The organism is Streptomyces stelliscabiei, assembly GCF_014873495.1.
Classification (GTDB): domain Bacteria; phylum Actinomycetota; class Actinomycetes; order Streptomycetales; family Streptomycetaceae; genus Streptomyces; species Streptomyces bottropensis.
In genome coordinates, this window is the sequence record NZ_JADBGF010000001.1 from 5857570 (window position 1) to 5879515 (window position 21946).

16 protein-coding genes are annotated in these 21946 nt (G+C 69.7%); 9 read left to right on the top strand and 7 right to left on the bottom strand.

Annotated features, from left to right (window positions below):
* Window positions 1-4: 4 nt before the first annotated feature.
* From H4687_RS25905 to H4687_RS25935, 7 genes are all read right to left on the bottom strand, one after another.
* A complete protein-coding gene (locus H4687_RS25905) occupies window positions 5-616 on the bottom strand; it encodes a hypothetical protein (protein ID WP_046914428.1) in 612 nt (203 codons plus the stop codon).
* 253 nt (window positions 617-869) lie between these two features.
* Window positions 870-3221 carry a hypothetical protein gene (locus H4687_RS25910; RefSeq protein ID WP_046914429.1) on the bottom strand — a complete coding sequence of 784 codons (2352 nt, stop codon included), beginning with the start codon at window positions 3219-3221 and terminating at the stop codon, window positions 870-872.
* A gap of 52 nt (window positions 3222-3273) precedes the next feature.
* Window positions 3274-3807 (bottom strand): hypothetical protein, encoded by a 534-nt coding sequence (locus H4687_RS25915; RefSeq protein WP_046914430.1) that lies wholly within the window; start codon window positions 3805-3807, stop codon window positions 3274-3276.
* Between the two features lie 51 nt (window positions 3808-3858).
* Window positions 3859-6834, bottom strand: a complete 2976-nt coding sequence (locus tag H4687_RS25920) for an ATP-binding protein (protein WP_046914431.1) — start codon at window positions 6832-6834, stop codon at window positions 3859-3861.
* A gap of 45 nt (window positions 6835-6879) precedes the next feature.
* Window positions 6880-7365, bottom strand: coding sequence for a hypothetical protein (locus tag H4687_RS25925; protein WP_046914432.1), 486 nt, complete (start codon window positions 7363-7365; stop codon window positions 6880-6882).
* Window positions 7366-7405: 40 nt separating this feature from the next.
* Entirely contained in the window at window positions 7406-7669 is a 264-nt protein-coding gene (locus H4687_RS25930; RefSeq protein WP_013001736.1) for a hypothetical protein, read from the bottom strand.
* Window positions 7670-7746: 77 nt separating this feature from the next.
* Window positions 7747-9414, bottom strand: coding sequence for a conjugal transfer protein (locus H4687_RS25935; protein ID WP_225966820.1), 1668 nt, complete (start codon window positions 9412-9414; stop codon window positions 7747-7749).
* Between the two features lie 377 nt (window positions 9415-9791).
* On the opposite strand from H4687_RS25935, the gene H4687_RS25940 reads away from it, so the two are divergent.
* The 9 genes from H4687_RS25940 (at window position 9792) to H4687_RS25980 (ending at window position 21916) form a co-directional block, all read left to right on the top strand.
* Window positions 9792-10343, top strand: coding sequence for a hypothetical protein (locus H4687_RS25940; protein ID WP_046914433.1), 552 nt, complete (start codon window positions 9792-9794; stop codon window positions 10341-10343).
* Between the two features lie 198 nt (window positions 10344-10541).
* On the top strand, window positions 10542-11210 hold the full coding sequence (locus H4687_RS25945) for a hypothetical protein (RefSeq protein WP_046914434.1): 669 nt from the start codon (window positions 10542-10544) through the stop codon (window positions 11208-11210).
* Between the two features lie 7 nt (window positions 11211-11217).
* A complete protein-coding gene (locus tag H4687_RS25950; RefSeq protein WP_046914435.1) occupies window positions 11218-13299 on the top strand; it encodes a peptidoglycan DD-metalloendopeptidase family protein in 2082 nt (693 codons plus the stop codon).
* 411 nt (window positions 13300-13710) lie between these two features.
* Window positions 13711-13920, top strand: coding sequence for a hypothetical protein (locus H4687_RS25955; RefSeq protein ID WP_143685409.1), 210 nt, complete (start codon window positions 13711-13713; stop codon window positions 13918-13920).
* Window positions 13921-13931: 11 nt separating this feature from the next.
* On the top strand, window positions 13932-15017 hold the full coding sequence (locus H4687_RS25960) for a DNA polymerase III subunit beta family protein (protein ID WP_063778517.1): 1086 nt from the start codon (window positions 13932-13934) through the stop codon (window positions 15015-15017).
* A gap of 754 nt (window positions 15018-15771) precedes the next feature.
* Entirely contained in the window at window positions 15772-17025 is a 1254-nt protein-coding gene (locus H4687_RS25965; protein WP_046914436.1) for a glycosyltransferase family 2 protein, read from the top strand.
* Window positions 17022-18956: a right-handed parallel beta-helix repeat-containing protein gene (locus tag H4687_RS25970; protein ID WP_225966821.1), complete on the top strand. Its 1935-nt coding sequence runs from the start codon at window positions 17022-17024 to the stop codon at window positions 18954-18956. Before H4687_RS25965 ends, H4687_RS25970 begins: the two co-directional genes overlap by 4 nt.
* Window positions 18957-18988: 32 nt before the next feature.
* Complete coding sequence (locus H4687_RS25975) at window positions 18989-20401, top strand: right-handed parallel beta-helix repeat-containing protein (protein ID WP_225966822.1); 1413 nt, start codon at window positions 18989-18991, stop codon at window positions 20399-20401.
* A gap of 168 nt (window positions 20402-20569) precedes the next feature.
* Window positions 20570-21916 (top strand): UDP-glucose dehydrogenase family protein, encoded by a 1347-nt coding sequence (locus tag H4687_RS25980; protein WP_046914437.1) that lies wholly within the window; start codon window positions 20570-20572, stop codon window positions 21914-21916.
* Window positions 21917-21946 lie beyond the last annotated feature (30 nt).

Consider the following 21946-nt stretch of genomic DNA (forward strand, 5'->3'; position numbering starts at 1 on the left):
CACGTCAACTGTCTCTGTCGATAGGGCCCTTGAGGCCGGACCACCTGCCGGAAGCCTTCCGCATCCCGTTGCGCACCGCCTGTACGCCGCCGCCGCGCAAAGTCAGGAACGCGCTGACCCCGACGAGTCCGAGGGGGACGCCCGCCTCCGGCCAGACCATTCCCACACCCGACGCGATGGCGATGATCAGGTCGGCGCCCACGACCGTTACACCGCGCCCTCCGGGGTGGTTCTTCGGGATCCAGGCACCGAGGAGCACCATGCCGGCCAGCGCCCAGTACCCGAACACCGCCTCGCCGCTGACGACCGGTGAGGTGCCCCAGCGAGCCGCTTCTCCGGCGGTGGCGAAGTAGCTGGTCAGCCCGGCGGTGAGCAGAGTCGACGTGAGGGCCAGCAGCAGTTGTCGACGGCGCCGCATGGACCAGACGACCAGTCCCAGCGTGAGCAGCCCGCACACCGCGACGAAGGACGAGCCGCTCGACGACGCGAGCGCGAAGAGGGTGTAGGCGGCGGCGAATCCGAAGGCGATACGGGGGAGGAGCCTGACGGCCCAAGCGTCGTTGCGGTCCTGGCGGACGAAGCGCCGGAGCAGGGCCGAGGCACTCCCCCTCTCCACGCGCTGCCGTCCCGTCGGGCCCGGCTTCGACGCCGGCTTCCCGCCGGCCCGGGGGTTGCGTGTCCTCGTCCTCATGAGAGTTCACCGGTGGCCGGGCGTTCCGGGCCGGTGCGCACGGTCGCACCCACCCGACGGCCGTGCGGACGGCCTGTGTTCAGTACGGGCACGGGTGTCTCCTCGATGTCGGTACGGACGGAAGGTGGGGGATGACGGAGGGGAGGGGCGCCGCCGTGAGAGCGGCGCCCTGGGTCCGCTACGGATTGCCCGAGTTGCTCACACGGCCACCGGAGCCTGTGCCGTTGGCGCCCGATCCGGTGCCGCCGTCGCCCGAGCCGTCGCTGTTGCCGCCGGATCCCCCGCCGGACCCACCGCTGTTGCCGCTGGAGCCGCCCGTGGCTCCGCCGGATCCGCCGGTGTTGCCGGTGTTGCCGGAAGAGCCTCCGGAACCACCGCTGGAGCCCCCGCTTCCGCCGCTGTTGCCGCCGGATCCGGTGCTGCTGCTGCCGCCGCCGCTGCCCGAGCCACTGACACGACCACCGCGCCCGGAGCCTCCCGTGGACCCAGAACCTCCGTTGGAACCGGAGCCGCCGGACGTTCCCTGGGTGCCAGTGCCAGTGCCAGTGCCAGTGCCAGTGCCCGTGCCAGTGCCCGTGCCTGCGCCGGTGCCGCCCGAACCGGGCTGGTTGGCCGTCCGGTTCGCGCCTTGGTTCGGGTTCTGCGGCGGGTTGCCGCCGTTGCGCCTGCGTTGCACGGCGTTTCGTCCCGCACGCCAGGCGCGTCCGACCCTCTGGTCCCCGGTACCGGCCTCTGTCCTTCTCGCTCCGGTGGCCGCCACCCGGCCGGTGCCCCCCGAGGCGCCGCCCGACGACTGGCCGGGACGCAGCAGGCCCCTCTTGCCGACCCACCAGTCCGGGCTTCCCTTGCCGATGGGCCGGCCTGCGTTCGGATCGATCTGACCGCCCCCGAACGCCGGCGTGAACTCGCCGCTCGTCAGCTTCTCGATGAGCTTCCGGATCATCATCACGACGGCGATGCTGACCAGCATGAGCAGCAACAGCTGACTGCCCAGCGCGATGTCCGCCGGGAAGATCATCTGATACAGGACCAGCAGCAGTGTCAGGATCACGCTGAAGCCCGCACGCAGCACGAAGCTGTGCACGAAGGCCTCCAGCCAGCCTCTGAGCAGTTTCTGCTGTGAGGGGTGCATCCCGATGGCGGCGACCAGGGGGAGCATCACGATGAGGATCAGGGTGACGGCGTGCCAGAGGAGGGTGAGTCCGCTGAGGATGATGACCATCACGCCGACGACGAAGGACGCGAGCAGGGAGTAGAAGGCCACACCCACCCGGGCCCCCGCGTTCTTGCCCGCCCAGGTGTCGAACGCCACCGGGTAGATGTTCTGGTCCGGGGTGTCGTCGGTGTCGATGTCCTCACCGCCCGCGATGTCCTTGCGGATGGGCACCCACTCGTCGTCCATCTTGTTCAGATCCTTGCCGAGGTCCTTGTTCGTCTCGGACTGGGCCACGAGCTGACGGACGCGAAGATCCTCGCAACGGGCGCCTCTGCCGTAGGAGCATGAGGCGTTCTTGTCGTTCGGGACGCAGACACCCCCGCTGACCTTGCCGTCGCCCTCCTTCTTGAAGATGCAGTTCTTGCCCGGCGCACCGAACTGCCCCAAGGCCCAGGGGCGGAAGATGAGCGTGTCGTACATGGCACAACTCGACTGCCGCAAGCCCTTGTTGTAGTTGTCCTTCAAATCGCAGGGGGGCTGCATCTCGCCCGACACACCGGCCAGGGCGGTCGACATCAAGGCCGTGTTGGCATCCCCGATATGGGTGTCGGACCATGTCACGAACCTGTCGTAGTTGCCGCCGGTGAGGAAGGCCATGACGCCGATGATGCTGAGCGCGGCCCAGGAGACACCGGCCCACACCTCACGCGTGTCGCCGGCGCGCCACTTGGTGAACACCCACAGGCCGACGAGCAGGATCATGATGACCACGGCGGGTTGCAGCACGTTGTCCTTGAGGGTCGTCACGATGCTGTCGCGGCCCTCGTACAGTCCCGCCATCGGGCTCGGGTTGGAAGCGGTCTCCTTGATGGAGATCGACATCCGCGTGAAGAACTTCGTGAACGTGAAGATGGTGTCGGCCGCGCCGTTGTAGACGAGGTCCATCACGGCGCAGCTGTCGGCTCCGCTTCCGATGTCACCGTTGTCCTCGGAGGCGTCCCCCCGGCCCTTGAAGGTCTGGGAGAAGTTCAGCCCGCGTAGGCCGTTCAACTCGTACATCGTGTACATCTCGGGCGGTCGGGGCATCTTCACGGCCCCGGTGACGCTGCCGCTGATGTTGAGACCCTTCGCGTTCTCCTTCTCGTCCGTCGCCCCCTCGTCCCACTGGTTGTAGGCGGGGAACACGCTCTCGGCGTCGCCCGCCGTGTCCATCTGGTACTGGTCGTCGCCGGTGAAGTTGCAGGAGAAGTCCGCGTAGGCCGAGGACGGCGCGGCGAGGGTCAGGGATATGAGGGTCAGCGCCACGAAGAGGACGGCGCGGACGGCCGAGCCCGTCCTGCCGAGGGTGCGGCGCAGCGTGTGGCGCGAGGACATCTGGATTCCTTGGACGAATGCGGACGACGAGAGCCGACGACGCACGAGGCGGTCAGTCGGTCGGGAAGTGATCACTGAGGAAGCAGCCGGGGACGAGCCCCTGCTCCTTCTCGAAGCCGCTCGGAGCAGTGAAGTCCGGATCACAGGTCAGATACTTCAGGCGCGAGGCCTTGAGGCCCTCGACCGTGGCGGCGCCCACCGGAACTACGGCGAAGTCCTGTCCCACCAGGAAACTCGCGTGACCGTCCCGGTCGGCGGCGGTCTGGAACTTCTTCATGTCCTTGATGGTGAGCAGTGCGATGGGGGCGCCGTTCCCGTCTTGGCAGACGGCGCGATCCCCGATGGCCCACGAAGCGTCCGCGGCCTCTTCCTCGCCCCACGCGGTGCTGCGCCCGGAGTCGTCGTACTCGTCGCCCGTGGTGAGGTTCTCGCAACGGACGAACGTGGTGAGGTACTCCGCCACGGATGCCATGTCCGAGGCGCTGGGCAGATCACTGTCCGACGATTCCTCGTCGCTCCCGCACGCTCCGACCGCGGCCAGAGAGACAAGGGCGGCGCCCAGCGCCAGCGTTCGCTTGATTCGCATGCTGTCCGTTCCGTTCCCCGTGCTGTTGAGTGGTGGTGGCGCTCTGACAGGTCACGCCGGCTGGGCCTCGGTCTGCTCGGCCGGCCGTGCCGGGGCGGGGTCCGCCTCCTGCATGAACTTCCAGTCCCAGACACTCGTCGGTGGGTCGATCGCCTGCCGGGCCGGACGGCTCGTACCGTTGGTGTCCGTGGCCGCGAGGATCTCCCGGAAGACGAGGTCGACCGCGACCGTGCCGACCCGTTTGTCGGCGTCGCGCTGCAGACACACACCGGTGCGCAGCTCCTGCAGCGCCGCGATGACCTTGGGATCGTTCTCCGGCCGCCCCAGCAGCGGGGCCACCAGCGACGCCTCCTGGGCGGACTTCTGCTTGAAGGCGAAGACGGTGTGGATCTGGTTGGCGCCACCGCTGCGCGCCTCGGAGTCCTCGATCTGGACCAGGTCGATCGCCTGCTGGGTGATCAGAACGGTGACCGCCATGTAGGAGCGGCCCTGCTTCAGCGCGCGGCGCATCAGATCCCGGCCGCTCTCCGTGGCGGTGACGACGTAGGCCTCGTCGACGAAGAGGGCCTTGGGCCGCAGACCGACCTCACCCGTCACCGGGTTCTTCTCGTAGCCGACGTCGAGCATCTGGCTGCCCAGTTCCACGACCGCCATCAGAGCCGTCGCCGCCAGACGCTCCGCCGGGTTCCAGCTGCGCGGGTCCGGCGCCGCGGGGGACTGGAAGCCGCGCAACGTGATGACCGTGCGCCGCTTGCGCATGCTGGAAAGAGGCTTGGGCCGGTCCGAGAAGGCGAGCCGCGCGTAGGGCAGTGTCCGTAGCTCGGTGAGGAGCATCTGCGCCAGCTTCAGTTCCTTCTGGGCCTCGCGGTCCCCCTCGGCCACGGCCGCGTCGTACGCCGCGACGACCTCGTCGACGACCTGCCACAACGTCGGCCGCAGGATGCGGCGTTCGGCGTCCCGTGCGTCCATACCGTGCTCGACGGCCTGACGGACGGCGGAGTTGTAGCGGCTGACGACGGTGGCCATCGCCTCGATGACGGGCAGTCGTACGCGCTGGTAGTCCTCGTCGCCGAGGAAGCCGCGGAGCATGGATTCGGCGAGCAGCCGGCCGGCCGGTACGTCGCGGGCGATCACCCAGGGGTCGAGCACGCCTGCCTGGCCCTTGAGCAGGTCGACCACTTCGGTCTCGGCCCAGAACTCCTGGTTGATCGGCTGAAACCGGCTGGTGGAGGTACCGAGGATGCCCGCTTCGGCGTCCGAGGCGAACTCCGGGTCGTTGACCTGGGAACCGAAGCCCAGGTAGTAGCACAGCTGCGCGAAGTCGGTCTTGGGGTCGATGACCAGGCAGCGCACGCCCGACTCCGACTCCTCGTAGAACTTCTGCAGCGCCAGTGAAGACTTGCCACCGCCGGAGGCGCCGACGATGGCGAGGCCACCGCCGTCGTTGCGGGCGGGACCCACGTGGAGTGAGTAGTGCACGGGCATCTTGCCGGCCCAGCCGACCAGGCTGCCGACCCAGCCCAGTCGCCGTCCGGAGCGCGTCTCGGGATTGTCGCCCAACTCCGTTCCCGCGGTGGGCAGTCCGGCACCCAGCTGCTCCACCTCCTGCAGACGGAGGTACGGGGCGATCGGCAGCTTGGGCGCGTCCCCGGGAAGCTGTGACTGCAGCAGACGCCACTGCTGGCGCGTCGGGCGCAGAAGGGTGACCTTCAGGTCCTGCTTGAACTGCATCTCCAGCACCCGGCGCCGGCGTTCCAGCTCCTTGAGGTCGGGAGCGGAGATCGTGAACCGGATCTGCGCCTCCATACCGGGCATCTTGTGTTCTTCGATGTCGTCGACGAGGTCCTTGGAACGGGCGACCTGGCTCGCCAGTTTGGTGTCCGGGCTGCGGCCCGAGGAGGCCATGTCCTTCATCTCGTCCATGAGGTTGCCCCGGATCTTGTCGGCCCGGTCCTTGAACCTCAGATACGGGATGAGCGTGAACCGCATGTCGATCTCGACAGGGAACTCCACGTTCTGCGAGGTGTAGCGGGCCCACGCAGACGACTGACGGAAGCGGGTCTCGGCGGGCCAGTTGGCGGCGACCAGCGTCGTCGTGTAACTCGTCTGCCGTTCGCCGGAGATCTCGTCGTACTGATGCAGGACGATGTGCGTCTTGCGGTTCTCACCGGAGAAGTCGACGACCAGGTCGAACTGGTTCGGCCCCCACGAGCGCGAGCCGAGCACCGGCTCGGGCGGCACCGGCAGGTCGCCGTGCAGGGGCTTGCGGATCAGCCAGACGAGTTCCTGACGGGTCAGAGGGGTACCGCCGAGCCCCTCCAGGCTCTCGTGCACCTCCGTGGCGATCTGCGTCCACTCGGCGAGGAGGAAGGGGGACAGATACTCGTCCGAGACGCCCGTGGCCGACGAGGCCGCCCTGTCCGCCGAGTTGCGCACACCCTGAAGCAGGGCGGGCTCCTCGAACGGCTCGTCGTCGCCCGCCGTCACACCGCTCTTGCCGTTGCGCTTGAGCGACCCCAGCTTCACCAACAGAATGTTGCGCTCGCGCAGGGCGCCGATGCGCTCCTGGTACTCGGCCTTGCGCAGGTTGTACGCCTTGTAGTTCTCCGTCGGATCCCAAGCGACCGCGTTCAGGTCCTCCGCCCAGCCCACCGCCGTGATCGGCTGGTAGACCTTGCGGTAGTGGCACTCGACGTTGCGGTCACCGCGGGCGAGGTTGAGCAGACCCCGCGCCGGCGCCTCGGCCATGGCCTGCAGCTCTGTGGCGTTCAGATACTCGTCGATGGCGGTGGGCAGCACCAAACCGGTCCACACCGAGTCACCGTGCACGAACAGCATGTCGTCGGCGTAACGGTAGGGAAGACGCAGGTCCTCACGCCGTCCGGCGGCTGAGCCGCCGGACGAGGACGTGCCCTGCCGCTTCGGGGCCCGGCCCTGCTCCTGGCCCTTCTTGCCCGAACCGGCCGCCATGATCAGGGCGATCACGAAGAAGGCGACCGCCGCGCCCAGGAGGATCAACAGGAACATGGATAAGTCACCTTGCGGTTAGCGGTAGTTGGCGTCGGAAAGTGGTCATCGGTCCCTCGCGGTGAAGGCCGAGCCACGTGCGGCGGCGGCCTGGCGCGCGGCGTCGTACCGCTCGTGCCAGCGCGGTGCGCCGGGCTTCCAGAGAATGACCTGCCAGTGCAGTTCCTCCGGCTCCTGGTCCGCGGCGAGCCCCTGAAGGCGTTTGGGCTGCAACCACCAGTCGGCCCACACGACCAGTTGGTGGCTCAGCGTGAGTGCCGAGGGCAGCGGTCTGCCCCAGACGAAGTAGACGGCCAGCGGCGGCCCGAAGTAGATGACCGCCGTCAGCATCGACAGGCTGAGGAAAGGGAGGAACGTGGACGTGGTGAACAACAGCACGAGCCAGAACAGCCCGAAGCCGAAGGCCGCGCCCAGCGCGGGCAGCAGCAGGCCCGGAAGCGGGATGTTGCCCCAGTTCCAGATCCGCTTCGGGCGGTTCACCAGGTCGGTGTGGTCGTATGCGACCAGTGGCGTGGGAGCTTCCTGCGTCATCGCTCCGAACTCCCCTAGTAGTGGTGGTGGTTGAGCGGGATCAGCCGTCGCCACCGATCTGGGTGCCCAGGGAGATGAGCACACCGGCGAGACCGCTCGCGCTGCCGATGATCAGGGCCGCCAGAGCGATCATGCCGAAGCCCTGGAAGGCCTCGCGCAGACCCTCGCCCTGCTTCATGGAGATGAGCATCCGGATGCCGAGGATGAGGAGCGCGATGATGGCGACCGTCGCCCCCGCGGTCCGGAGAATGTCCTGGATCTCCGTGAACATGGAGTCCAGGGTGGTGGCGGCCAGCAGCTGCATGGTGGTTCCTCTCACAGGGTTACTCGTGTGGCGTCTGTCGTCTTGCGGGTGGATGAGGACAGGAGCGGCCCCTGACCTCAGTTCGTGCCGGACTCCTCGTCCTGCGAGGACCCGTCGCTCGGTGAGGAGGAGGCGGCCGGAGCGGAGGGAGTGGCCTTGCCGGTGCCCGGCTCGTCCTTGGAGGGCTCGGTCTGCTCGCCGTCGCCCCTGCCGCCCTCGGCGTCGAGCAAGCCACCCCGGATGTCCTTGATGAACCAGCCCTGGGCCGTGTTCACCACAGTGATCCGGTACGAGCGCCGCGCTGTGTCCCCCTCCGGGTCGGCCCAGTCGACGACCACCCGCAGCTCTACGGCCTGCCCGGTCTTGTAGGAGTACGGAGCGGAGCCCTGGACGCCCTTCGGCACCAGCGCCACCACGTCGTTGACCTGGGGTTCGGACAGGCGGCCGGACAACCCGGTGGTCGCGGCGAGCGTGGCGCCCTGTGCGGTGAAGCGGGCCAGGGTGGTCCTGTCCGACTTGGCCCACGCCTCGAAGTAGCCCGGAAGCACGGTCTGTTGCAACTGCTGGCCCAGGGCGGTGTCGACGTCCTCGCCGTCCCGGTCGACCTCCGGTACGTCCGAGCGAGGCGGCATGGGCATCTCACCGACGTCGCCGGCGATACGTATGCCTTCGCCGGTCGTCAGGTTCTTGACGTACACGGGGACGGTCAGCGTGGTGAGCCCGCCGTCGTCCGTACGTACCTGGATGCCCAGGTAGCGACCGTGGTCGTCGTACTCGGGAAGCTTCTCGCTGGTGCCGTCCCAGGTGGCGGTGAGGGCCTTGCGGGTGCCTTCGCCGCTCCAGCCGCACTCGGGATCGACGCCCGCGGACGTGTACCGGGCGAGCGCCGCCCGGCGATCGGACGCGGTCTCCGGGGAGTAGGTGAGGCAGAGGGTCGCGTACTGCTCCGCGAACGCGGCCGCCTGCTGCGTCGGGAACTCGGTGAGCCCGTAACGGGCCACGTCGTCCGGGTCCAGAGCGGTCGTGCCCGCCCCCGAGGACTTCCCGATGAGCAGTCCCGTCACACCGCACGAGCCCAGCGCGAACAGGCCCGTGGTGATCAGCAGGGCCGCTCGCAGGCCGACGTGGGTACGGCGCCCGCCGGTTCCGCGGGACGGCAGGCGGCCGCCCGGCCTGGGCACGTCGAAGTCGCCCGAGGACTTGCGCGGTGCGGTCATTCCGCCCTGGCCCGAAGCGCCGGCCGCGGGTCCCACGGCCGTGCTCACGGACGCCGGGGCGGGAGCGTGTACGGGGCTCTGCGCCGGTGCCGTCGCCTGCGCGGACCTTCCGGCCGGGACGCTCTTCCTGGCGGCTGTCCCGCCCTTCTGGCGCTGTTGCTTCGCCGCCTTCTTGGCCTCGTACTCGGCCTTGCGGGCGGCCCGCGCCTGCTCGCGCTTCTCCTTCTTGGACTCCGTCGTGGGCCGGGACTCGCGCGGCGGCAGTGCGGGCACGGCGGCCTGCCCTGCCTGGGGCGCGCCCCGGACCCAGGCCGCGGCGACCTGTGCGCGGGCCGCCTCGGGCGACAGTTGCCACGACTGCTGCGGCTGCCCGCCCCGCTGGGCGTAGCCGCCGTGCTGGTCGTCGGGCCCCTGCGCCTGCGCAGGCTCTTGTCCCTGCCAGGGCTGCTGGGGAGGACCGAAGGGCCCGGGCTGCCCATCGGGCTGGCCTCCGCCGACCGCGCCAGCAGAGCTGTTGTGGTCTGTCATCGAGTCGGTAACTCCAGCCAGTTGATTTCCCGTCAGCGGTCCTGCCCGCATCACCGGGCTGTACGACGGGCCCTGGTCCGGCCAGGTGCGCAGGCAGTGTGACAAAGACCGGTCGCCGAACCGCTTTCCTTTTCCCGCCGGTGCCTGTCCGGGACTTGACGAATTCCCGAACGGATTCCCCGGAGGCGAAGTGAGGAATCGGAGCGGGAATCCGCGGGAGGCGCCCTGTGCTGTCGCCCCGTCCTGGATCACAATGCGCGAGGCACGTCCGTCCCGCGTACCCGTATGTCCTCCGAACCTCCAGGGACCGAGACCGTCATGCGGATCATGTCGGCTCCGGCACGACCCGAACGTCAGGCTTAGGCGAAGGACGAGAGTTGAGCGACCAGAACGGGCAACCGCACATACCCGACCCGCGCAACTGGGACACGGCCGCGCAGCAGGCCCCCTCGGTCCCCTCGCCGGCTCCGTCGGTTCCTGCCCGGGTCCCGTCGGCTCCTGCCCACGTCGCGCAACCCACCCCGGTCCCGCAGATGTTCCAGGCGGACCGGGCCTGGGTCGACGGCTACGAGCCGGGGAACCCCTGGCAGGCCCGGTTGTGCATGGAGACCCCCTACGGCACGTTCGTCCATCCACTCACTCCGAACACCATTCCTGACCTGCTGGAGCCCCTGGTACTGGTGGCGCAGGAACAGCAGGGCATGCCGGTGGGCTTCGGGCCCGACGAGGATCCCGGGCCGGAAGACGAGGACATCGACGGCGAAGACGACGAGCAGCGCTGGAGCCGGCGCGTCCAGAGCGGTCGGGCCGCCCGGCTGAGTGGCTGGTCCGCGGTCCACAACCTCTGGCAGCGCGAGGACCCGACGGCGCGGATCGTCATGGGTGGGATCGTCGTCCTGGTGCTGCTGATCGGCATCCTCGTCTCCTGACCCGGCCCCCGGGAGGGCCACCCGCGGTTGATCGGGGTGATCACGGGGGCGTGGGCGGGTACCGCATTCCTCCCTCTCTCCCGCCCCTTTCCCACCGAGGAAAACGCCCGGATCTACTCGCGCGCCTCCCCCTACCGTGTCGGCGAGCACCCTGGCCATGCCGCCGCACGGCCCAGTACACGAAGGAGACACGGGAACGTGGAGCTGCCTGCGGACGACAAGCGCACCGGGCTTCTGGCCCTGGGGGTGCTCGGCATCCTCTTCGTCCTCGTGCTCGTGATGTTCACCGTCTTCGACGGGGACGACGAGGGCGGCGATGAGGACGGTCCGGCGGCTGCCGCGACCGGACAGGCAGACTCCGCCACGGGGGGGCAGGACTCCTCGGACACGGACGAGCCGTCCGGCGGCGGGCCCTCCCCGATCGTCACCGCTGCCGAACTGTCCCGGGCGCACGCCGTGATGGCCCGCTACATGGCCGGGATCAACACCTACGACCATCGCAGCGACAGCCGGGCCTGGAGCGGCCCACTGCTCGAACTCACCGCGGACGACACACGGATGAAGCAGCTGACCGCCCTGCCGACCGGTAAGGCGTGGGACACCTGCGTCGCCGAGAAGTGCTCTTCGAGAGGTGACGCCGAAGTCGTACGGGACGCGGTGATCTCGGCCGACGTGACACGGAACAGCGGCCGGAGCATCTCCAGCCTGGTGAAGGTGACGGCCACCGCCACGGCGGCCGGCGACACCACCACCCAGACCAACCGCTGGCTGGTGAGCGTCGAGGAGAAGAGCGGCCAATGGGTGGTGTCCGGCTTCGACGTCTTCGGCCTCGGGGACGTGGGCGCCTCCGACCAGGCCGGGGAGTGATGTAGCGATGGTGGCTCCCGCCGTACTGGCGGCCGCGGCGAAGGCGGCGAAGGCGGCCAAGACCGCGCAGAAGGCCAAGCAGCTGCTGGACGGTCAGCGCGGCAAGAAGGGCGGGAAGAGGCCCGGCCGCAAGACCAAGGTCGCGGCGGTCGGCATCCTGCTGAGCGGCGGCGCGTGTTTCGTGGCCACCATCATGGTCATGAACATGGTCGGCGGGCTGGGGGCGGGGAGCAGTAACGCCTCCTGCACCGACTACGCCGACAACGCGAACGCGGGCAACACGGGCGCGGCGGCGGCCACCAACCCGATCATGCCGGCCGGCAAGATGTACATGCCGAGCGAGGCCGCGCGCAACGAGATACCCCCGAAGATGATCCTCGCGGCCATGCGCGGCGCCGCCAACTACGAGGGCCTCGACTGGACGATCATCGCCGGGCAGATGTACCAGGAGACCAAGTTCGGCCAGGACAAGTCCGCGGCGCCCGGCGGCAAGAACTCGGCCGGGTACATGGGCATCCTCCAGTTCGGGAACCCGGCCTGGCAGGACTACGGCGACGACGGCAACGGCGACGGCAAGGAAGACCTGTACAACATCGACGACGCCTCCTGGGCGGCCGCCAACTTCCTGCACGCCAAGAAGGTCGAGAGCGCCCCCTGGCAGGCGCTGCTGAGCTATTCGGGCTCCAACGCCTCCAACACGATCTACCCGCGCGTCGTCCTGACCCAGGCGGCCCGCTACCGCGGCGAGCTCACCGGCGACAAGGACCTGATCAAGCGCTGGTACGCGCATCTGAAGGAGACCGTCGAGAAGAACCCCGACTTCCCCACCCTGGGACAGCAGTCGGACATCCCCGAGCCGGTGGGCAACGACGCACAAGTGGGCAAGGCCCTCAGCATCGCCGCCTCGGCCCCCCGGGACTGGTCGACCCCGCCGCTGAACGGTACGGCCAACGTGGGCAGCGCCACCGCCGCCGGCCTGACCACTGCGCTGAGCCCGGCCGGATACACGGTCGCCGACGGTGACACGGACATCCTCGCCGCGCCCGAGCCGGAGCGGCGCGACGGCTGGCAGTGGCCGATGAAGCAGGGCACGTACATAGCCGGAACGCCGTACCACAAGTCCGGCAGCATGTGGAGCCTCGGCTACCACACGGGACTCGACCTCGTGGCCCCCACCGGCACCCCGATCTACGCCCCGGCGGACGGCACGGTCGTCTCGGCAGGCCCCGGCGGCTCGTACGGCAACATGACGACGATCGAGCACAAGGACGGTGTGATCACCCTCTACGCCCACCAGGTCCGCATAGATGTGACGCGCGGCCAGCAGGTCAAGCGCGGCGACCGGATCGGCCTGGTCGGCGCGACCGGCAACGTCACCGGCCCGCACCTGCACTGGGAGGTCCGCGTACCGGGGGTGGACAACCCCTTCGTCGGCGGCCATGACGCGGGACCCGGCATGGTGGACCCCGAGGCCTGGGTGGAGGGCCGGCTCAGCGCGAACCCGGACTACGGCACGGTGCCCGGCTCCAACGAGCCGGCGAAGGACGCCCAGTACGCCGACTGCGCGGAGGAGAACGGCAGCGCGGCCGTCGCTCCCGACGGAGCGGGCGCCACAGGTGTCCTGCCCGACTCCGACGACCCGGTCATCCGGGCGGTGCTGGGCTGGGCCCAGCGCGGCCTCGGGACCCCGTACGTGTACGGCGCGCCGCGTCTGCAGGGCGAGAATCCCAAGAGCTTCGACTGCTCCAGCCTCACGCAGTGGGCGTACTACATGGCCAGCGGCGGGAAGATCAACATCGGGAGCACGACGCGCGACCAGCAGCCCTATCTCAGGGCGCACAAGGTGCCGTTGTCGGAGGCACAGCCGGGAGACGTGATCTTCTTCCGGCCCAACGGCGACGGGACGTCCGGACACGTGGGCCTGGTCTGGGACCCGAAGGGACACCAGATCATCCACGCGCCGAGGCCGGGCAAGACGGTGTCCTTCAGCAAGTGGGACTACCAGGACGAGATCACCGGCGTGTACCGCGTACCGATCCCCGAGGGCACCAACGTGGTCGAGGGCGACGGTCGCCGGGAGGCGGCCTGACGGGACCGGGTGGTCCGGATCGGGACGGCTGGCAGGGCGCCAGGGGGACCCCGGTTCATGGATCAACGTGCCGTGTGGGACGGCCGGTTCCCTTTTGGCGCGGTCCTGCCGCGGACCGCGGTCGGTGAGTCTCGGGTGCATCCGACCCCAGGCGATCACCTCGGTCCTGCCGTAGCGGGTGGTGTCCGTGACCGTGGTGACGTCGGGCTTGTGCCACCTGTCGGGCTCGGCGAAGGTGAGGACACCGCCGCGCCGCCGGAGCTGTCCGTCCTTCGGGCAGAACGTGTCGGAGCTGGGTCGCGGAGCATCCCACGGCCCGAGTGCAGGCGCCCGACCAGCTCGACCGACAGTTCCGCCGAGGCGTGGGAGGTGTGGGCGAGGTCGTAGGGGCGGTTCCCTACGATCCGGATCTTGGGATCGCCCAGCTGCCACCCGGCACACAGCGCGTCGAAGACGTACGAGTCGAGGTCGATACGGGACCACGTACGGTCGACGCTGCCGGACACCGCCGCGATGTCCGCCATCGCCTTCGTGTTGGGGGCGCTGGTCAACGCCGCGGTCATCGGCTCGTGCGCCCGTGCGTTGCGCTGCGGCAGGAGTGGTCACGACTCGGTGTCCTGAGAAGCTGGGACATGCGCAGCATCGGCGACATGGCCGGTGACAGCGGCCCGAGTGTGAGTGCCCTGCGGTTCTACGACCGTGCCGGGGTGCTGGTGCCGGCCTGGGTGGATCCGGTGAGTGGCTATCGCTGGTACGCGCCCGAGCAGCTCGAGGAGGCCCGGTTGCTGGCTCGTCTGCGGCGGGCCGGTATGCCGCTGGCGGACATCCGGCTGGTGCTGGCCGGCTGGTCGGCCGCGGACGGTGATCTGGTCCGGGAACTGCTCAAGGCGCATCTGCACCGGCTCGGACAGAGGTTGTCGGACGCCCGTGGTGAGTTCTCCGCACTCCGAGCGCTACTCGATCACAGGGAGAACGCCATGACCTCGCTCCGTATCGCCTCCGTCCGGCTGTCCGTCGCCGCGCCCGAGCTGGCAGCCGCGCTGGACACGGTCCGTTTCGCGGTGGGTACCGACCTCGAGTTGCCGATGCTCGGCGGGGTGTTCGACATCGAGGGCGGGAACCTGCGGACCGTGGCCACCGACCGGTACCGCATGGCCGTCGCGCGGGCCGGAACCACCGGGCACGACGAGGGCCGGGTCCAGGTCGTCGTGCCCACCCCGCTCGTCGACGCGATGCGGGTGCTGTTGGGCGGCGAGGGAACCGCACGCCTTGCCGTCGACGGTGACCGTGTGACCCTGGAGGTCGGGGACAGGCAGGCGACCGGTCGGTGCCTCGACCACGACTTCCCCGGCTACCGCCGTCTCCTCCCCGCCGCCGACGGGCGCCGCGCCCTCGTCGAGGTGGCGGATTTCCGGGAGGCCCTGGAGACCGGCCCCGTCCGTTCCGGGGAGGCCGGAGCGCATGACCTCGGTGTGCTCCGGGTGGAGGACGACGGCACGGTGGCCCTGTGTTCCGACAGCGACAGTCCCGGTGTGGGTACTTCGCACCGCGTAGGGGTCAACCGTGCCTTCCTGCTGGACGCGTTGGCCGCGCTGGCTGCCGGCACCTGGGACCGACTGGTTCTGGAGGTGAGCGCCCCCACGGCGCCGATCGCGATCCGCCGGCCCGACGACGAGGGCGCCTTCTCGGTCCTGATGCCGGTCCGCCTGGAGGACTGACCGTACGTCCACGCCGCTGCGGCTCCGCCGAAAACCCAGGTCGGGTTCTCGACCCGGGTTTTCGGTTGTCCGTGCAGCGTCGTCCGTGCAGCCTCGTCCGTGCAGCCTCGTTTGCGCGGCACCGTCAGTGCAACGCCGTGCGAAGACCGGGCCTTCTTCCGCCGGGCTTCCGACAGGCCCTCGGCCCCTCGGGCCACCGCGGGCCAACAGCCGTCGTCGCGCGCTGTTCCGTGAGCCGGACCATGTGCTCCCCCCTCCCGCGTTCCGGCCGCCGTGGCCCCAGTGGCGCACGGGCTCTTGGTGGTTGAGGTGACGATCTGGTGAGGCGGATGTGGCGTGTGTTCGCTGGAGCGATTATGGTGGTCGTGATGTGTGTCACATTCGCTTTGTTTGTGCGAAGGGTGCGGGGGGCGGGAGGCAAAGTGTCCTAGGAAGGTCGGTTCCTGTTCGGGGATGTCCTCAAGTGCTTTGCTGATGAAGAGACTTGGCGATGCGTGGGGGCGGTCGGACCGACCGGATGCGGGGGCAGGGCAGCGTGTGCTGTTCGCTGATGCGGATTCACTCTGTGGAGCTTTGGTGACTTCGGCAGGTGAACTCTGTGTTTCTCGTGTGTCGAGAGGGGCCGATTCGGCCCTAGATTTCCCCGCGTAGACCGCGAACGTCGCACATTTCGTCCACGTGTTTGGACAAGGCTCCGGCTGGGGGTTCTGGGTTCGTGTCGGATTTCTTCGACGATGTCTGGTCATGGATAGTCATGGCGACCGCCGAGACATCGTGGCGTGAGTTGATGCCTCTGGGCATCGCCGGCGCCTTCGTCTGGGGCCTGTGGCTCTATCGGGCCGTGCTCTCGCGGTTCGCCAAGCCGGTGGTGAACAACTACCGGACCACGGTGTCCGTGGTGGTGCCGGCCTACCGGGAGGACGCGAGCATCCTGCTGGACTGCCTCGACACCTGGCTGGAGCAGGGCCCCACCGAGGTCATCATCGTGCCGGACGTGGCGGACACCGAGGTCCTGCGCAGGCTGTCGCAGGTGAACGACCCGCGGGTGCGGGTGCTGGCGTTCGAGCACCGCGGCAAGCGGTCGGCGCTCGGGGTGGGGATCCGGGCCGCGACGAGTGAGCTCGTCGTGCTCGTGGACTCGGACACCCGTTGGGAGCCGGGGCTGCTGGCCGCCGTCCAGATGCCCTTCGTCGACCCCGAGGTCGGCGGTGTGGGCACCCAGCAGAACGTCTACCAGCGCCGGACCAGCGTCTGGCGGCGCATCGCCGACTGGCTGGTCAACCTCCGCTACTACGACTACGTGCCGGCCATGGGCCGCGCCGGCGCCGTGGCCTGCCTGTCCGGTCGTACGGCGGCCTATCGGCGGGCCGCGATCGAGCCCGTGCTGGAGAACCTGGAGAACGAGTTCTTCCTGGGCCGGCGCTGCGTCGCCGGTGACGACGGGCGGCTGACCTGGCTGGTGCTGGCCTCCGGTTACAAGACCGTGCACCAGTCCTCGGCGCGGGCGATATCGATGTTCCCCTCCTCGTTCAGCGCCTTCGTCAAGCAGCGCGTGCGCTGGAGCCGGAACTCCTACCGCTGCTATCTGACCGCCCTCTACAAGGGCTGGCTCTGGCGCGTCCCCCTGGTCACCAAGATCACCGTGCTGCAGATCCTGCTGACGCCGGTGACGATGGGCATGGCGCTCGGGTACCTGCTGTTCAGTCGTCTGGAGCTGACCGGCCGGGGCGTGTTCCTCGTCCTGGTCTGGCTGCTCGTCGGGCGGGGCATCCGCGGCTACTCGCATCTGCGCAAGCACCCGCAGGAGTTGCTCCTGCTGCCGCTGCTCGCCCTCGTGGTCATCATGATCTCGCTGCCGATCAAGCTGTACGCCTTCATCACCATGAACAAGCAGGGCTGGCTGACCCGTACCAGCGACCGTATCGGTGGAGAGGGACAGGACTCCGCCTCCCTGGGGAGCACGACGCGGGTCACCGCGTCCACGTGGCCGGAGGTTCAGCAGTCATGACGCGTCACCGACTTTCCGCCGTCCGGCGGACACTCAGGGGCGCGGTCGTGCTGCCCCTCGCCGCCGGTCTGGTCCTCGCCTGCGCGGCCGTCTCCCCGGCCGCCGACGGGGACGACAAGCCACAGGTCAACGCCGCCGACGCGGAGAACGAGACCGCGCTCGTGGCCGCCGAGGACCACCGCCTCGACCAGGTCCGCGCGGTCGCCGCCGTCGCCCCCCTCAAGGGCGGTGAGTGGAAGGCGCCGTACCGGCTGGACACCGGCGACGGCTACACGCTGGTCCTCACCGAGCGCAGCAACGCCTACACCGTCTCGGACCTGCTGGAACTGGCTCCCCAGACTTTCGTCCGCCAGCCGGACGGCGCCTACCTGCTGACCGAGAACATCTATCTCAACGCCGGCGCCAAGCTGAAGCTGTCCAACCCGGGCGGACTGACGCTGCGGATGGCCAGCAGCAACAAGGGCTTCGTCAGCATCGTCTCCTTCGGTGGCCGGCTGACCCTGGAGGGCACCCCGCAGGCGCCCCTGCGGATCACGAGCTGGAACGACAAGAAGAACAAGCCGGACACGGACGTACGGGACGGCCGGGCCTACATCCGCGCCATCGGCGGCCAGTTCTCCATGAAGTACGCCAAGGTCGGCGATCTCGGCTTCTGGAGCGGGCGCACCGGCGGACTGAGCCTCACCGGGACCGACCGCCCCGACACCGGCAACATCGAGGACTCGACGGTGTCGCCGGGGACCAAGGCCGGCAGCGGCGGCGTCGTGGCGCAGCCCTCGGGCTCGCTGGCCACGCCGGACACCCGGTTCTCCGTGCCCAGCCTCTCCTACGTCTCCGCGGAGATCGGCCACTCCACCCTCACCGGCAACGCCTACGGGCTGTTCCTCTCCGGGGCCAACGGCGTCAGCATCAGCGACAGCACCGTCCGGCGGAGCCTCGAACACGGCGTGGTCCTGCACCGGTTCGTCACCAACGCCGTCGTCGAGCGGACCATCTCCAAGGAGAACGGCGGCGACGGGTTCGTGCTGGCCCGTGCCACCGAGCAGGTCCGGGTCAGCGGTTCGACCGCCGAGGGCAACGGCGGCAACGGGTTCACGCTCAGCGGCCGGCCGCTCGCCAGCGGGCCTTCGGCATCCGGCGAGTCCATCAGCAGCTACGGCTCCAACTCCGTGTCCGACAGCATCGCCAGGGACAACGGCCACTACGGCATCGAGATCTTCGGCGGCAAGGACGTCGGGGTGCAGAACAACCGGGTCGAGGGCGGTGACATGGGCATCGTGGCCCGCAAGGACGCCACCAAGGTCGCCATCACCGGCAACCGGCTGACCGGCCAGTCACGGCAGGGCATCTCGGTCCGCGACGGAGTGACCGCCGCGACGATCACCGGCAACATCGTCGAAGGCACCGAGACCGGTATCTACATACGGGACTCGGTCGGAGAGATCCGCGGCAACACGATCCAGGACGGGACCAACCACGGGATCAGCATGGTCGGCGGGGTCTCGGAGTCGATCATCACCTACAACGTCATCTCCGGGGTCGGCCCGAGCGCCGTGGACACCACCCGGGCCCACGGTGACCTCGCCGTCAAGCAGAACCAGACGTTCGCCTGGCACGACACCAGCTCCTTCTGGGTCAAGTTCCGGCACTACGCGAGCCCGATGACGCTGCTCTGGGCGTTCATCCTGCTGCTCATCCTGGTCTCGGCCCTGCTGGGCCGCCGCCAGAGCCGCCGAGGCAGCCGTCGCGGTGGCGGGCGCCTGGGTGTGCACCCGTACGAGGACAAGAAGTCGGTGAGCAACAGCGCGTCCGTCGTCGAGGTGCCCCTGCGGCAGAACCCGGACCGCAGCTGGTTCTCCAAGGACGAAGAGACCGCCGCCCTGCGGGTTCTGGCTCCCCAGTCCGTCCCAGCCGCCCGTCCGCCCCGCTGACGACGCGTTCCCGCCCACCGGAGTTGCCGTTCATGTCTTCCGAACCGCCCACGCCGAACGAACCGCCCACGCCGAACGAACCGAGCACGCCCGGCGAGCCGCCCACGCCCAGTGAACCGCCCAGGCCGGGCGAGCCGCCGAGGCCGGGCGAGGCGTCCGTGCCCGGCGAGCCGCCCATGCCGAGCGGGCCGCCCATGCCGAGCGAGGCGCCCGCGCCCACCGGGCCGTCCGGGCCGGACGCGCGGCACACCTCCGTCCAGCCGCTCATGGCGAGCGAACCGCCCGCCCCCGAGCGCGGTTCCGCCCGGCAGCCGGCTCTCTGGCTGGCGGGGGGCGCGTTCGTGCTCGCTCTGGCGGCGTTCGTCGTGGCGGTGACACGGGACGGCGGATCGGAGCCCGCCGAGGTCACGGCCGGGGCGACCACCGCCGGGCCCAGGGAGTCCGTGCTCTCACCGACCCCGGACGAGCCGTCCGTCCTGCCGACCCGCACGGCCGCCCCCGAGGCGGCCCCGACCGAACACGCCACCAGCGGCTCGGTGCCGGACGCCGCGGTGACCTGCCCGCCCGCCTCCGTCAAGGTCAGCGACGCCACCACGCTCGAACAGGCCCTCGCCCAGGCGCGACCGGGCGACAGCATCGCCCTGGCCAACGGCGTCTACGCGGGCAACTTCACCGCCGAGGCCTCCGGCACCGCCGAGAAGCCGATCTTCCTGTGCGGCAGCGCCGGAGCGGTCGTCGACGGCGGTGACACGGACGACGGGTACGCCTTCCACCTGGACCGGGTCAGCAACTGGCGGCTGGTGGGCTTCACCGTCCGCAACGCCCAGAAGGGCGTGATGGCGGACGGCGTGGTGGGCACCGTCATCCAGGGCCTCACCGTCGAACAGATCGGCGACGAGGCCATCCACCTGCGCAACTTCAGCTCGGACAACATGGTCCGGGACAACACCATCCGCGACACCGGCCTGCGCCGCGAGAAGTACGGCGAGGGCGTCTACATCGGCACGGCCAAGTCCAACTGGTGCACCGTCAGCGACTGCAAGACGGACGCCAGCGACCGCAACGTGGTGCTCGGCAACGACATCCGGGACACGACCGCCGAGTCCATCGACATCAAGGAAGGCACCAGCGACGGCAAGGTCATCGACAACACCTTCGACGGATCGAAGCTGAGCGGCTCCCACAACAACGACTCCTGGGTCGATGTGAAGGGCAACGGCTGGCTGCTGCAGGGCAACACCGGCAGCAACTCCCCGGAGGACGGCTTCCAGACCCACAAGCTCGTCAACGGCTGGGGCACCGGCAACATCTTCAAGGACAACACCGCGAACGTGGACGGGCCCGGTTACGGCTTCCACCTCACGTCCGACGGCAACAAGGTCACCTGCGACAACAAGGCGAAGGACGCGGCCGAGGGGCTCGCCAACGTCGACTGTTCCTCCTGACCGCGCCTCCTTCGCCTCTCCTCCGCCGCTCCCGTGCCCTTCGCCTCTTCCGTGCCCTCCGCTCCTCCCCAGCCCGCCGCCCTTCCCGCGCCGTCGCTGCCGCGGGCCGTCACCCACACCGGCTCGTGCGGCGGGCCGATCCGCCCCGCAACACCTCTGGAGACCACCATGACCTGGTCGGACGACACCGACAGAACCGCGCCCCGCCTCACCGTCATAGGCACCGGCTACCTCGGCGCCACCCACGCCATCTGCATGGCGGTCCTGGGCTTCGACGTGCTCGGCGTGGACGTCGACCCCGTCAAGATCGAGCGGCTGAACTCGGGCGAGGTGCCGTTCTTCGAGCCCGGACTGCCCGAACTGCTCGCCAAGGCCCTCGACAGCGGCCGGCTGCGGTTCACCACGAGCTTCGCCGAGGCCGGCGAGTTCGGCGACGTCCACTTCGTCTGTGTGGGCACGCCCCAGCAGCGGGACTCGTACGCGGCGGACCTGACCTACGTCGACAGCGCGGTCGAGGAACTGGCCCGGCACCTGCGCCGGCGCACCCTCGTGGTCGGCAAGTCCACGGTCCCGGTGGGCACCGCCGCCCGGCTCACGGAGATCGTCCGGCGGACGGCCCCGGCCGGAGCGGACGTCGAACTCGCCTGGAACCCGGAGTTCCTGCGCGAGGGCTACGCCGTCGACGACACCATGCGGCCCGACCGGCTGGTCTTCGGCACCGAGTCGGCGTGGGCCGAGGAGCAGCTGCGTGCCGCGTTCGCCCCGGTGATCGCCCAGGGCACCCCGGTGGTCGTCACCGACCTGCCCACCGCCGAACTGGTCAAGGTCGCCGCCAACTCCTTCCTCGCCACCAAGATCTCGTACATCAACGCCATGGCGGAGGTCTGCGAGGCGACCGGCGCCGATGTGACGGGTCTCGCGGAGGCGCTGGCCTACGACGACCGGATCGGCGGCCGGTTCCTCAAGCCGGGCCTCGGCTTCGGCGGCGGCTGCCTGCCCAAGGACATCCGGGCCTTCAGCCACCGTGCCGAGGAGCTGGGCGTCGGTCAGGCCGTCTCGTTCCTGCGCGAGGTCGACGCCATCAACCAGCGCCGCCGGGCCCGCACGGTGGACCTGGTCCGCGAGCTGGCCGGCGGGGAGCTGGCCGGAGCCAAGGTGACCGCGCTCGGGGCGGCGTTCAAGCCCAACTCCGACGACATCCGCGACGCTCCCGCCCTGGACGTGGCGAGGACCCTGCACCAGGCGGGCGCCCAGGTGACCGTCATCGACCCGGCGGCCCTGGAGAACGCCCGCCGCGCCTACCCGGACCTGCACTACGGCACGGACGTGCTCACCGCGGCCACCGGGGCCGATGTGGTCGTCCTGCTCACGGAGTGGGCGGAGTTCCGGGAGATCGACCCGGAGGCCCTGGGCGCGGTCGTGGCCCGGCGCCGGATCGTCGACGGACGGCACGCCCTCGACCCGGCGCAGTGGCGGGCCGCGGGGTGGGACTACCGGGCGCTCGGCAGGCCCTGACCTTCCCGGCCGGCGGCCACACCCGTGGCC